General features: G+C 70.2%; 14 protein-coding genes. 8 read left to right on the top strand and 6 right to left on the bottom strand.

Going from position 1 to position 12,903, the window contains the following annotated elements; genetic code table 11:
* Positions 1–7: 7 nt before the first annotated feature.
* The 3 genes from ACIBVN_RS13960 to ACIBVN_RS13950 form a co-directional block, all read right to left on the bottom strand.
* Positions 8–388 (bottom strand): globin, encoded by a 381-nt coding sequence (locus ACIBVN_RS13960; RefSeq protein ID WP_397136101.1) that lies wholly within the window; start codon positions 386–388, stop codon positions 8–10.
* Positions 389–397: 9 nt separating this feature from the next.
* A complete protein-coding gene (locus ACIBVN_RS13955) occupies positions 398–1,261 on the bottom strand; it encodes a mechanosensitive ion channel family protein (RefSeq protein WP_397136099.1) in 864 nt (287 codons plus the stop codon).
* 550 nt (positions 1,262–1,811) lie between these two features.
* Complete coding sequence (locus tag ACIBVN_RS13950) at positions 1,812–2,096, bottom strand: hypothetical protein (RefSeq protein ID WP_349452213.1); 285 nt, start codon at positions 2,094–2,096, stop codon at positions 1,812–1,814.
* Positions 2,097–2,375: 279 nt separating this feature from the next.
* On the opposite strand from ACIBVN_RS13950, the gene ACIBVN_RS13945 reads away from it, so the two are divergent.
* The 4 genes from ACIBVN_RS13945 to ACIBVN_RS13930 all read left to right on the top strand — a co-directional run bounded on the left by ACIBVN_RS13945 (position 2,376) and on the right by ACIBVN_RS13930 (position 7,866).
* The gene (locus tag ACIBVN_RS13945) at positions 2,376–3,935 is read left to right on the top strand and encodes an XRE family transcriptional regulator (protein WP_397136096.1); all 1,560 of its coding nucleotides are present in this window, start codon (positions 2,376–2,378) and stop codon (positions 3,933–3,935) included.
* Positions 3,932–4,420: a GNAT family N-acetyltransferase gene (locus tag ACIBVN_RS13940; RefSeq protein WP_397136094.1), complete on the top strand. Its 489-nt coding sequence runs from the start codon at positions 3,932–3,934 to the stop codon at positions 4,418–4,420. The genes ACIBVN_RS13945 and ACIBVN_RS13940 overlap by 4 nt, the downstream gene beginning before the upstream one ends.
* A 280-nt stretch (positions 4,421–4,700) precedes the next feature.
* Entirely contained in the window at positions 4,701–5,963 is a 1,263-nt protein-coding gene (locus ACIBVN_RS13935) for a DMT family transporter (protein WP_397136092.1), read from the top strand.
* Positions 5,964–6,228: 265 nt separating this feature from the next.
* Entirely contained in the window at positions 6,229–7,866 is a 1,638-nt protein-coding gene (locus tag ACIBVN_RS13930; RefSeq protein WP_397136090.1) for a tetratricopeptide repeat protein, read from the top strand.
* Positions 7,867–7,917: 51 nt separating this feature from the next.
* Here ACIBVN_RS13930 and ACIBVN_RS13925 read toward each other — a convergent pair whose 3' ends face one another.
* Complete coding sequence (locus ACIBVN_RS13925; protein ID WP_397136088.1) at positions 7,918–8,844, bottom strand: zinc-binding dehydrogenase; 927 nt, start codon at positions 8,842–8,844, stop codon at positions 7,918–7,920.
* A 56-nt stretch (positions 8,845–8,900) separates the two neighbouring features.
* On the opposite strand from ACIBVN_RS13925, the gene ACIBVN_RS13920 reads away from it, so the two are divergent.
* Genes ACIBVN_RS13920 through ACIBVN_RS13910 form a run of 3 tightly spaced genes read left to right on the top strand, consistent with a single transcriptional unit; the run spans position 8,901 to position 11,137 of the window.
* Positions 8,901–9,518: a TetR/AcrR family transcriptional regulator gene (locus tag ACIBVN_RS13920; RefSeq protein WP_397136086.1), complete on the top strand. Its 618-nt coding sequence runs from the start codon at positions 8,901–8,903 to the stop codon at positions 9,516–9,518.
* Positions 9,519–9,534: 16 nt separating this feature from the next.
* Positions 9,535–10,344: a hypothetical protein gene (locus ACIBVN_RS13915; protein ID WP_397136085.1), complete on the top strand. Its 810-nt coding sequence runs from the start codon at positions 9,535–9,537 to the stop codon at positions 10,342–10,344.
* 37 nt (positions 10,345–10,381) lie between these two features.
* Positions 10,382–11,137: an MBL fold metallo-hydrolase gene (locus ACIBVN_RS13910; protein ID WP_397136083.1), complete on the top strand. Its 756-nt coding sequence runs from the start codon at positions 10,382–10,384 to the stop codon at positions 11,135–11,137.
* Here the strand turns inward: ACIBVN_RS13910 and ACIBVN_RS13905 are convergent.
* The gene (locus tag ACIBVN_RS13905; RefSeq protein WP_397136081.1) at positions 11,134–11,595 is read right to left on the bottom strand and encodes an NUDIX hydrolase; all 462 of its coding nucleotides are present in this window, start codon (positions 11,593–11,595) and stop codon (positions 11,134–11,136) included. The two genes, ACIBVN_RS13910 and ACIBVN_RS13905, sit on opposite strands and share 4 nt — an antisense overlap.
* Positions 11,596–11,616: 21 nt before the next feature.
* The gene (locus tag ACIBVN_RS13900; RefSeq protein ID WP_397136080.1) at positions 11,617–11,976 is read right to left on the bottom strand and encodes an ArsR/SmtB family transcription factor; all 360 of its coding nucleotides are present in this window, start codon (positions 11,974–11,976) and stop codon (positions 11,617–11,619) included.
* Between the two features lie 33 nt (positions 11,977–12,009).
* Here ACIBVN_RS13900 and ACIBVN_RS13895 point away from each other — a divergent pair, with 33 nt between their 5' ends.
* Positions 12,010–12,903 (top strand): LLM class F420-dependent oxidoreductase, encoded by an 894-nt coding sequence (locus ACIBVN_RS13895; RefSeq protein WP_397136078.1) that lies wholly within the window; start codon positions 12,010–12,012, stop codon positions 12,901–12,903.

Raw genomic sequence — 12,903 nt, 5'->3', positions numbered from 1 at the left:
ATGCCCGCTATGTAGGTGAGTTCACCAGGCTGTGGGCCGCGTAGACCAGATAGTCCCAGAGCCTGGTCTCTTGCTCCTCCGGCAGGTCGAGCGAGTCGACCGCGTCACGCATGTGCCGCAGCCACGCGTCCCGCTCGGGCTCGCCGATCACGAACGGCATGTGCCGCATGCGCAGCCTCGGGTGACCGCGCTGCTGGCTGTAGGTGTTGGGCCCGCCCCAGTATTGGATCAGGAAGCCCCGCAGCCGCTCTTCGGCGGCCGTCAGATCGGGCTCCGGGTAGAGCGGCCGCAGCAGGGGGTCGTCCGCCACTCCCTCGTAGAAGCGGTGCACGAGGCGCCGGAAGGTTTCCTCGCCGCCAACGGCGTCATAGAAGGAGGTCTCGCTCACGCTCATAGACTATGCGGTGGCGACCAAGGCGATGCCGGCGGTGTCGAGCGCCGCCTTGACCCTGATCCTGAGCTCTCTCGACACCTCCGCCTGCGCCGTGGGCAGTGTCTTGGCGGTGATGCGGAAGACCAGCGAGCTGTCGGACAGCTGCTCGACGCCGAACACCTGGGGCTCTTCCACGATCTTGCTCTCGCGCAGCTCGGCGTCGGCCCAGATCTCCTCAGCCACGTGCTCGAGCAGCGCCCGCACCTTCGTGAGGTCGGTGTCGTAGGCCACGGGGACGTCGACGTAGGCCCGTGACCAGCCCTGCGACTCGTTGCCGACCCTGGTGATGGTGCCGTTGCGGACATACCAGACGCGGCCGTCGGCGTCGCGCAGCCTGGTGACGCGCAGGGTGACCGCCTCCACGGTGCCGACCGCGGCACCCGCGTCGATGACGTCGCCCACGCCGTACTGGTCCTCGAGCAGCATGAACATGCCCGCGATGAAGTCCTTGACCAGCTCCTGCGCGCCGAAGCCGATGGCCACGCCGAGGATGCCGACGCTGGTCAGCAGGGGTGCGATCGGGATCGTCAGCCGGTCGAGCACGGTCAGGATCGCGGTGCCGAGGATGACGATGGAGGCGACGTGCTTGAGCACCGACCCCATGGTCTCGGCCCGCTGCTTGCGCCGCTCGTGCAGCAGTGCGTCGATGCCGTCAGGAGCCGCGTTCTTACGGAACCTGCTGGCGATCGACCCACCCGTCGCCGCGCGGTCGACCACTTTCGTGATGATCCTGTGCGCGATGTTGCGGATCACGAACGCGAACACGAGGATCAGGACAATGGTGATCGCAGTCGCCGCCACTGTCGCCCAGGTCTCATTGTCGAGCATCCCGGCTAGCGTAGAGCAGAGCGGGTCGTTTTTGCACGTCACGCTCACTGCCTGGGCCATACTTCCCAAATCGGGCAGGCTCGATGGGGAAGCGGGTGGTGGCGACGGTGTCACCAGCAGTAACACTGGGTAGATCCCCCTCCGGAAGCGGTTCGGTCGGCTCATTGGACCGTTTCGATCCAAAAATACCGCCGACCGGACCGCCCGCCGTCACATCACGCCGGGGAAGACGGGGTCGCCTGCTCTCTGGGCCGCGGAGGGAGAGAGCGGACGCTCCGATGACGGACGGCTCGGGACGGGACACGCACCCGGAAGCATGTCCCGTGCCGGTTCCGGGAGGGATCCCCCGAACACCTGCCCGGCGGACCAGGCAGGCGGCTCTTACGCAGGCGCGGCACGACGTCCGGCCGCGCCTGGGGCCGGAACCGGCGGGGCGACCAGGGCTCCGGCATACGGGAACCCTCCGCACCGGCCACCCCGCCGGCTCCGTTGACGCCGTCGTGGGTGCGGTGAGCCGTGGTGGCTGCGCTCCACCCGGGTCACCGCGTCGTCACTCCCCCACGGCGGCCAGCACGCGTGCGACCTTGGTGGCCGCCCCAGCCGGATCGTCGGCCTTGTGCATCCGCTCGCCCCAGGACCAGCAGTACCACCAGTCCTGCATGTCGGACGTGCTCGTGGACCGACAGGTGACGTTCTCCGACAGGCTCGTCGCGTTCGGGTTGATGACCCGTGCGAACGTACGCCCGCCCTGTGTCTGGACCACCCGTGCGAGCAGTCCGTGAGCGCCGAGCTCTGACACGAGACGGTTCAGATGCTCGAAGTTGTCGTCCCCCACCGTTAGTCCCCTCCCTCTTTGGGAATCTGGCTGGTGCGCCAAAGATGGCTCATGTCAACGGTGTGCGCAACGGTGGTCCCCCGCTCACAGGGAGTTGCTTCTACCTCATGGGTTGTAAGAAACAGTCCCTCGGAGGACGATCCTTATCCGTAGGCTTGGAGGCGGGCGTTTCCATCCTGCCGACATTGGTTCACACTCTTGGGTAGGCGCACAGCGACGTGGACGCTACGCTGAGTCACCAGTTGTGGACCGGTCGAGACACGCGCGAGAGGGGCCGGGATGGCCGGCAGACAGCACAGGGAGACGGAGATCGCCCGGCGGATCAGGGCCAAGGGCCTGGCCGCCGGGCGGACTTCGGCCCAGATAGCTGACGAGATCCATGAGCAGTGCACGTCCCAGTTCGGCACCAGCCGCATCAAGGCACACCGCCTGTCGTACGGCATCGCGTTGGCAGACGTCGTCGAGCAGATCAGAGCCCTGTTCGAGCGCGACGACAAGTCGATGCCCGGCATCGGCGAGACGTTGCTGTCCGCCTACGAGAGCGGGCTCAAGCGCCCAGGGCCCGAATACATGCACTACCTGTGCACCGTCTATCGCGTCGAGCCGCATGAGCTCGGCTACGACGGGCCGTGCATCTGTGGCCGCGGGCACCGCCTGCAGGCAGTCCCCAGTGTCGTCGCGGAGGCCAAGCAGCGGCCGTTATTGCCGACGGAGCGGGAGTTGCTGCTCACGCCGATGGTCACCGAGTCGGAGGCTGAGGAGGACGAGAACATCCTCCGCCGCACGCTGCTCAACCTGCTCAACCCTGAGACCCGCTTGGTCACAACGCTCGACGGGCCCATTCTCGGCGCGTGCGAGGGCATCAGACGCCGGATGGACGAGACACTCGTGTCGGCCACCGTGTCCGCCGCGATGCTCGACCAGTGGGAGGAGGCCACGCTCAGCTTCGGCCGTCAATACACGACGACGGCCCCGCTGCGGCTCCTGTGCGACGTGCTGCTCGAAATGAGCGCCGTGCGTACGGCGATGTCCCGCCGCCAGCCCATCGACCTGCAGGACCGCCTTCTGCGGATGGCGGCGCAGCTGTCGGGGCTGAGCGGCATGATCATGATCAATCTCGGTGACCACCGGCTGGCCCGCTCCTTCTTCAGGACCGGGCGCACCGCGGCCGACGAGACGGGCGACCGCGCGCTGCGCGCGTGGATCACCGCCCGCGAGTCGCTCGTCCCCCTCTACTTCGGGGACGCCCGCGAGGCGCTCAACCTGGCGAAGAAGAGCCGCGACCTGGCCGGCTCCACGCCCTGCCCCGCGCAGGCCATGGCGCCGGTCGTCGAGGCCAGGGCGCTGGCCATGCTCTCCGGGTCAGAAAGCAAGAAAGAGGTCGTCGACCAGGCCAAACGCGCACTGGCCAGGGCCCGCAGCGCCTTCTCCCACATGAAGAGCGAAGACCAGGAGGACATGGCCTTCGGCTACACGGAGAAGCAGCTCTACTTCTACCAGGGCGACGTGCTCACCAAGCTCGGCCAGACGCTGGAGGCCGAGGTGGTGCTCGACCAGGCGCTGGAGAAGTACGAGGACCACATCCTCGACCAGACGCTGATCCGGCTCGACCAGGCCCAGTGCCGCCTGATCGCCGGCGAGGTCGACTCCGCGCTGGAGATCGGCACCAAGGCGTTGCGGATGGTCAGTGACGAGTATCTGACCGACTTCATCATGCGTCCCGCCCTGGCGCTCGAACAGGCGATCATGGCGCGCGAGGCCAACCATGCCAAACTCGAGGAGTTCAGGGCCGAGCTGCGCCGGCCCAGGACGGCCCAGCTGAAGGGGGGCGGTGCATGAAGTTGGAGATCCGGCGCTATCGCTGGTCCGACCTCGACACCATCCTCGTCCTCCACCGGATCTGCCTCGCCGAGGTGGGGCTGATGCCGGGCGACGGCGTCTACTACGACGACGACTTCCCGCGCATCCAGGAGATCTACGTGGCCTGCGGCGGCGATTTCCTGGTCGGCGAGCTCGGCTCGCGGGTGGTCTCCATGGGCGGGCTGAAACCCGTCGACACGTGCACGGCCGAGATCTGCCGGCTGCGCGTGCACCCCGAGTACCAACGGCGCGGCTTCGGCGCGGCCATGCTGCACGCGCTGGAACAACGCGCGGTGGAGCTCGGCTTCGAGCGCGTCAGAGGCGACACCACGCTCAACCAGCAGGCCGCGCTGTCGCTGTACGAGCGCCAGGGATGGCGGGAGCTCTCGAGACACCGGGTCGGTGACCTGACCGTCGTCTACGGAGAGAAACGGCTGATCCCTCCCGTGGTCGTCGAACTCTAGAAGCCCTTCTCGCGCGGGCCCCACCTCACCCCTCCGGGGCCGTGCATCCGCTTTCCCCGGTGATCTTTCCCGGGCCCTCCCGGCGTGCCCCTTCCGCCGGCGTCCCTTCCGTCACCCGCCGAATCGCGCAGCGACTGCCGTCCTGAAACGGTCACTCTCTCTGCCGCGGATATGGATGTACGAACCCGCGGGTGAGGCTCTTAACACCGAGTTGTAGAGGAACCTCACCGGCTGCTCCCTGTACATCTGCGGCTGCGAATAGTAGTGAGATGCTTTTGCCATGGCAGTCGTACCCGCTCCCCGCCCCCTCCTGGGAGCTGTGCTTCTGTTGTTCGTCAGCGCCGCATGGGGGTCGGCGTTTCCGCTGATGAAGGATCTCATCCACCGGTTAGCAGTCGAGGATCTGCTCGCCGAGCGCTACCTGATCGCCGCGCTCACGCTCCTCCTCATCCGGCCGGGCTGCCTACGGGGGCTGCCACGCAAGACGTGGATCAACGGGGTCGTTCTCGGGGTGATGTTCGGGGTCGGTCAGGCCGGCCAGGCCATCGCGCTGCACAGCCTGCCGTCCTCCCTGTCCGGCTTCGCGGTCGGCTGCAGCGTGGTGATCACGCCCATCCTGGCGCTCATCGTGTTCAAGGCGAAGGTCCAGCGGCGGATCTGGGCGGGGGTCGTGCTCGCGCTGGCCGGCATGGCCGTGTTCACGCTGCTGCGCGGGATGGAGGATCACGACGTCTCCGTGCTGGCGCTCGGGGTCACGCTGGCCGCGGCCGCCCTCTACTCCGGCCACACGCTGCTGCTCGCGCAGTTGTCCAAGCGGGGGGAGCCCTTCCACGCGTACGCGCTGACCGTGATCCAGCTCTTCACCATCGGCCTGCTCACCGGGGTCGTGGCCGTGCGTGACGGGATCTCCTTGCCGTCGAACGGCCCCGACTGGCTGATACTCGGGCATCTTGCCGTGGTGTCGTGCGCGCTGGGATTCCTGGCCCGCTCGTACGGTCAGGCGCACGTGCCTGCCGTGCCGAGCGCGATCCTGATGTCGTCGCAGCCCCTCTGGGTGGCCGCGATCTCGGTGATCTGGTTCCAGGAGAAGGTGGACTGCAGCATGATCGTCGGCGGCGGTCTGATGGCCGGCGCCATGCTGCTCGCCCTCCCCTCCAGGACCACCGCCCTGGGTAAGGAGCACTCCCACGGCAGGCGGGATCTGCTCGCCGTCACGGCGCGGGCGGCCAAGGCGCTGGCCGATCTGAGGATCAAACGTGAGGATCAGTTGCGCCTCGACGGCGGTCCCCCTGCGTACATCGACAAAAGTGCCTGCGTGAACACCGGGTCCTGCCCCTGGCACACCCGTTCGCTCAAGGGCGGCGGGGAGCCCAGCCTCGAGCGGCTGATCGAGCGGGCCACGATCATCGTGCGGGCTCGAAATCTGCCGGGGGTGGGGTGCTGCCAGTCGCTCACGTTGCTCGGGCGGTGCCTGTGTGACTTGATGGAGGAAGCCGAGCAGGCCCGGACGAAGGCATTGCCTCGCTGGTTTCGTTCCCAATAGGTTAGAAGTGTCAATCAAAAGGGCAGCGCTTTTTATCCTTTGACCTCCCACTTATTCACCATAAATCTTGATATTCGGCGAGGTGCACTAATAATGGTGAATTAACCCCAATGGAGAGGTACGTCATGAAGCGCATCATTGTCCGCAAGCCAGGCACCGCGCGACTCGCGGGGACCTCCAGTGTCATTCACAAGGGGTGACTGAGGCGAGGTCCCATCTCAGAGTCCAGGGCGAACCATCCGCTCAAGACAGGGCCGCGCGGCTGATGACGCCGTTGATCGACGGGCATCGCCGGCCGCGCGGCCCTTACACTGTCGCCGCCGCCCTGCTGCGTCACCTGGTGCCGCGGGCTCTGGAACGGGACGGTGACCTGGTGGCGGCCCATGACATAGAGATCCGGGCGGCGGCGCCGGAGCTGGCGGATCTCGTGCCGGCCAGGCGGGTCACGATCGACGCCGATCTGTCCGACGACGAGCGCATCCTCGTGCCCGCGCCCCGCCGTACGCTGCGGCTGGCCAACGGGCTCGCGGAGTTCTTCCGCGACGCCGTACGCCCTGGGCAGGCGATCGCGGTGTGCAACGGCGCCGAGGCCGACCCGACGGACACCGAGCTGCTCGACGTCATGATGCGGCGCATCCCTCCGGAAACGCTCGCGATCACGTTGTACTCCGGCGGTCCCGAGCCTCCGCCCGACACCCGTGGCACGGACGAGCTGTGGGCCCTGGTGGACCGGTGCATGCGCGACGGCTTCCTGCATGCCGCCGCCGAGCTGGGGGAGCGCGGCATGTCGCGGACCGAGCCGGGCGGCGAGCGCTGGTGGCGCTTCGCCCAGCGCACCGCGACCGCGCTCGGCGGTCTCGGCCGCACCGATGACGCCCGGACGGTGTGGGACCGGGTGCGCTCGGCCAGTCAGGATCCGGCCATGCACGCCGCCGGTGCGTACGGCACCGCCATGCTCGACGCCCGCGACCCCGACCCCGCCCGCCGCGACCTGGGCCGGGCCAGGCGCTGGATCAACGAGGCCATCGCCATCTCCAGCCTGCTGCCCGACCCTGCGGAACGGGCCTTCAAGCTGGGCTTCGACCGCAACGGCCTGGCACTGATCGAGCTGCGGCTCGGCAGGCTGGGTGCGGCCCTGTCGCTGGTCGAGTCGGCCATCGACCTGGCGGGCGAGCTGGGTGACCGGCATCCGCTGCACAGGATGGTGCTGCTGGCCAACCGGGCGCAGCTCCTGGCCGCGCTCGGGCACGTCAAGGAGGCGCTGGAGGACTACACGGCGGCGATCGCGCTGGACCCGGCCTTCCCCGACTACTACCTGGAACGGGGGAACCTGCTGTTCAAGCTCGGCCGGCACGAGGAGGCGCTGGCCGACTTCGAGCGGGCCATCCGGGCCGGGCCGCCGCTGCCCGAGGCGTACTACAACCGGGCGGAGCTGCGTACCGTGCGGGGCGACATCGAGGAGGCGCTGGCCGACCTGGGCCGGGTGATCGAGCTCGACCCCGCCTACCTGGACGCGTACATCAACCGGGCCGGGCTGCTGGCCGCCGCGGACCGGGACGAGGAGGCCAGGGCCGACGTCGCGGCCGGGCTTGTCCTGGCGCCCGGCAACCCGCACCTGCTCACGGTGCTGGGGCAGCTGGAGACGGCGGCGGGGCGGCTCGGGGAGGCGCGGGAGGCGCTGGACCTGGCGGTTGAGCGCGCGCCCGGCCTCGCGGCCGCCTGGGGGAACCGGGGGGTGCTGCGGTACGCGGCCGGGGACCTGGAGGGGGCGGTGGACGACCTGTCCCGGGCCACCGAACTCCAGCCCGAGCCCGACCTCTACACCAACCGCGCCGTCGCCCTGCGCGCCCTCGGCCGCGACGCCGAGGCCGAGGCGGACGAGCGCCGGGCCGGCCTCTCGTGACGCCCCGGGGCGCGGCGCCCTCTCGGACGTCCCGTCGCCAGCCTTGTGGATCTAGATCGTGAGCAGGCTCTTGCCGGTGACCGTGCGGGCCTCGATGGCGGCGTGCGCCTCGGCGGCGGACGCCAGAGGATAGGTGGCGCCGATGGCCGGGCGCAGGCGTCCGGCGGCGGCCTGCGCCAGCGCCTCCCTGGCCAGCTCGCGCATGTCCACCTGGGGCCAGGCGACCGCCGTCACGCGCGGGTCCGGCGTGGTCATCGGACCGCCCGCCATCCCGTACGCGCTCAACCGGCCCCCGTCCTTGAGCAGGCCCTGCGCGGCCGCGCCGATCTCGCCGCCCACCCCGTCGAAGACCAGGTCCAGGCCGCCGGTCGCGTCCCGTACCTGCCGCGTCCAGGCAGGGTCGGTGTAGTCGACCGTCAGCTCCGCGCCCAGGCCCGCCGCGAGCTCCCGCTTGGCGGCGCTGCTCGCCGCGGCCACCACACGGGCCCCAGCGGCGACGGCGAGCTGCACCAGCAGGCTCCCCACGCCGCCGCCCGCCGCCTCGACCAGCACCCACTCGCCGGGCTTCGGGGCGGCGGCCCGCGCGAGGCCCACGGCGGTGCGGCCGTCGGCGAGCAGCGCCACCGCGACCTCGGGCGACAGGCCGTCGGGGATCGGGATCAGGTCGGCGGCGCCGGCCACCGCCAGCTCCGCGTAGCCGCCGTAACCGCCCAGCGTGCTGACCACCCGCGCGCCGGTCAGCGCCTCGTCCACGCCCTCACCCGTCTTGACGACCGTGCCCGCGACGCCGTTGCCGAGGATCGCCGGCAGCTCGGCCCGCCGCGGTCCCCGGTCCGCGCGCACCTGCGTCTCCACGAACGTGATGCCCGCCACCGACACCTTCACGAGCACCTGTCCAGGCCCCGCCACGGGGTCCGGCACCTCCTCCACGACCAGCATCTCCGGCCCGCCGTACTGCCTCAAGACCACCGCACGCATGTCAGTCTTCTCTCTATCGGAGCGATTCGCTCCGAAATTCTAATATCCTCTACGGCATGGGCACACGGGGGAGGCAGGCCGAGGCGGCACGTAACGATCTGCGGCTGTTGCGCGCGGCGCACGAGGTGTTCACGACGCAGGGGTTCGACGCGCCGGTCTCGGCCATCGCCAAGGCGGCGGGCGTGGGCATGGGCAGCCTCTACCGCCGCTATCGCACCAAGGAGGAGCTGCTCCAGCGCCTGTGCGTGATCGCCATGGAACGCGGGGTGGAGGCGGCCGAGGCCGGGCTGGCCGAGCCCGATCCGTGGGAGGGTTTGTGCCGGTACATACGCGCGTGCGTCGGTTACCGGGCGGGCGCCCTCGCACCGGTCGCGGGCACCATCGAGGTCACGGACGAGATGTGGCGCACGGCGAGGAAGTCCACGGAGCTGGCCGACCGGCTGATCTGCCGCGCCCGTGAGGCCGGCATGCTGAGGAACGACGTGACCACGCTCGACATCTCGCTGCTCATGGAGCAGTTCAGCCGCCCGGCGCCCGGCGGCGAGCATCCGCACGTCAAGGAGCGCCTGCTGACCATCGCGCTCGACGGGCTGCGCGCGCCTGGGGTGAGCGAGCTGCCCGGCGAACCTCCGAGCACGGAGTGGTACGAAGGCCGTTGGGGGAGTGCCCCTTAGGTCTACGGTTGGAAACGTGGGCTTCAACGAGCTGCTGAAGGACCTCGACCCCAGTGCCAGCGTCCAGGCCGCGGGCATCAGGCGCGGCTATGGCGGGCCACCCGCCCGCACGGTGAGCGTCACCTCGGGCCTGGCGCGACTGCGCTGCGCGTCCCTGCTCAAGCCGTTGTACGCGTGGGTGAGCGCGGCCCGCATCCCCGACGCCGACCGGTGGCGGCGGCACGCCGAGCCCGCCGTGGTCGTGTCCTCCAACGCCGACACGCTCAACCTGTGGCTCGCCGTCGGCCCGCGTGTCATCCTCGACGACCTCCGGCAGCGCACCGGCGTCGCCTGGTCGCCGCCCAACGGCGACCCTTCCCGGTTCGGCTCGGTCGAGGTGGCCGCCGACGAGGTGGCGACCGCGTACGCGGTGCTCGCCCAGGCCGCCGTCGCGGGTGACCCGGTCGCGGAGACCATCATGGGGTGGATGCGGCAGGTCAGCGCGTCGCAGGCGTTCGGCGTCCGTGAGGCCATCCGATCGCCGGGGGCGGGGGTCAAGAGCGGCTGGTACGGCGCGCCGGACGAGACGTGCCTGCGCACCCACACCGTGGCCGTCCTGCCCCGCGGCGGCACCCGGATCGCGGTGGCCGTCGGGATGACCTCGCTGCCGTACACCGACGTGCGCGATCGCGAGGTGTACCAGGAGAAGGTGGGCAAGGGGCTGCCTGTGGAGCCCGAGCATGAGAAGGTGGCGGGCGGGCTGCTCCGCGAGCTCCTGGTGACGACGCTGGACGAGCTCGGCCACTTCCGCGACGGGCCGGGCCATCCCCGCAGGGCGCCGAGCTGAGTCAGCCCAGGAGGCGCTCTAATTTTTCCTACTTCGTATGGGAGTTATGTTGATATTTACCGTTTTGGGGGGATGCGGCGCTTGGCCCGCGGCCGGGCAGGCGTGCAGCGGGTACGTGGTGGAGTCGGAGGGTTTCCGCGTCTTCGTCGACCCCGGCTACGCCACCCTGCCGCGGCTGCTCGAGCGCATGCGGGCGGACGAGGTCGACGCGGTGCTGGTCACCCACGGCCATCCCGACCACTGCGCCGACCTGAACCCGCTGCTGCGCGCCCGTGCGCTCGCGGACGTCCCGGCTCCCGCGTTGCCGGTGTACGCCCCGCCGGGCGCGCTGGATGCGGTGCTGGCGCTGGACAACCGGCGCATGCTGGCGGGCAGCTTCGTGGCGCACGACCTGAGCCCCGGCGTGCCGTACGAGATCGGCCCTTTCCGGCTGGACGCGTTCGACCTGCCGCACCATGTGCCGAACGCCGGTCTGCGGCTGAGCGCGGGAGGTCGCGTGATCGCCTACACCGGTGACACCGGGCCGTCCGCCGAGCTGGTGGCGCTGGCGGCGGGTGCGGATCTGCTGGTGGCCGAGGCGACATATCCGGAACGGGTGCCGGAAGAGGACGCGCCGTACCTGTCCAGCGCGCTGGACGCGGGCCGTACCGCGTCATCGGCGGGCGTGGCCCGCCTGCTGCTCACCCACCTGTGGCCGGACACGCCGGCGGAGCCCGCGCTGGCGGCGGCGGCGAAGTCGTACGGCGGTGACCTGTCCGTCGCCTCGGCGGGCACCACGGTGCGCCTGGCCTAACGCGCGAGCTTCTCGATCACCTCGGCCAGCTCGGGCGGCTCGACGCCGTCAGGCAACTCCTCGGCCCACGCGTAACCGCGGTAGGTCTCGCGCTCCTCCTCGGTGAGCTCTCCCGGATCCAGTGTGGGCCGGGTCTCGTCGAATGTGGCCAGGAAGAACGGCTCGGTCCGCACGTACCGCACCCCGAGCCACGTGAAGTCGCGCGCCACCTCGACGAACCGCTCCTGCACCGCCGATCCCGGCAGCCCGGTCTCCTCGGTCAGCTCCCGCCTGGCCGCCTCGAGCGCCGTCTCGCCGGGGTCGATGCCGCCGCCGGGTGGCTCCCAGACGTCCGTGCGGCTGACCGAGTCGTGCCAGTGCAGCAGCAGCACCCTGCCGTCGCGATCCAGGCAGACGACACGGGCGGCGGGGCGGTCGCTGCTGCCCGTTCTGGTCTCTTCTCCCGCTGTGGAGTTCACCGGACAGACGTTACACAGCGGTCAGGGCTCGGGTTGCCCCTCGTCCAGGACGAGCGCGAGCAGCCCTGGGAAGCGGCCGTCGAACTCGTCGCGGCGCAGGCGGTTGAGCCGCCGGGCGCCCTCGTCGCGCTGCTCGAGCAGCCCCACGTTGCGTAACACCGAAAAGTGGTGGCTGAGCGTGGACTTGGCCACGGGCAGGTGGGAGAACGTGCCGCAGGCGCGCGCCCAGTCGGGGGCGCCCGCCAGCTCCCGCACGATGCGGCGGCGGATCGGATCGCCCAGCGCGTCGAGGGCGGCCTGCAGCGAGACCTCGAGCGGGGACGTGTGCGTCAGGCCGCGTGTCCTGTTCGACTGTGGTCGAACACCAGTGTAGTGTTCCATCTCGATCGAACATCCTACGCGAGGGGAGCGGCCGTGGACATCGGGCGCGTCGGAGTGTGGCATCCCATGATCAACAAGGCCCCCGCCGAGGAGTCGCGGCGCGCGGCGGCCCGGATCGAGGAGCTGGGCTACGGCTCGCTCTGGGTCAACGAGGGCGTAGGCAGCAAGGAGCCGCTCGCCATGTCCGCCGTCCTTCTGGCAGCCACCGAGCGCATCGCGGTCGGCACCGGCATCGCCAACCTCTGGGCCCGCGACGCCATGGCCATGGAGGCAGGGCGGGTCGCGCTGGCCGACGCCTTCCCCGACCGCTTCCTGCTGGGCATAGGGGTCAGCCACGGCTCCCTGGTCAAGGGCCGCGGCCACGACTACACCAAGCCCCTGGCCGCGATGCGCTCCTACCTGGAGGGCATGGACCAGGCCGGTCAGATCCTCCCCAGACCGCCGTCCCCTGCCCCCACGATCCTGGCCGCCCTGGGGCCGAAGATGCTGGAGCTCTCCAGAGACAGAGCCGACGGCGCCCACACCTACTTCGTCCCTCCGGAGCACACCTCCCAGGCCCGCCAGATCCTGGGCCGCGACCGCCTTCTGATTCCCGAGCAGGCGGTCGCCCTGGAGCCAGACCCCACCCGCGCCCGCGAGATCGCCCGCGCCCACCTGGCCTACTACCTGACGCTGCCCAACTACCTCAACAACCTGCGCACGCTGGGCTTCACGGACGACGACTTCGCCGACGGAGGCAGCAACCGCCTGGCGGACGCCATCGTGGCCTGGGGCGATGCCGGCGCCGTCACCAAGCGCATCCAGGCCCACCTCGACGCGGGCGCCGACCACGTGGCCATCCAGCCCCTCTCCCCGGATGCACCCGACCTCGCCCACGCCCTGACCCAGCTGACCGACCTCGCGGGTCCCCTCGGCCTCACGCGGTGA

Origin of the sequence: Nonomuraea sp. NPDC049400 (genome assembly GCF_044466425.1) — a bacterium.
Lineage (GTDB): Bacteria > Actinomycetota > Actinomycetes > Streptosporangiales > Streptosporangiaceae > Nonomuraea.
Note: the sequence above shows the minus strand (reverse complement) of the source record. Positions and strands in the feature narration are given on the sequence as shown.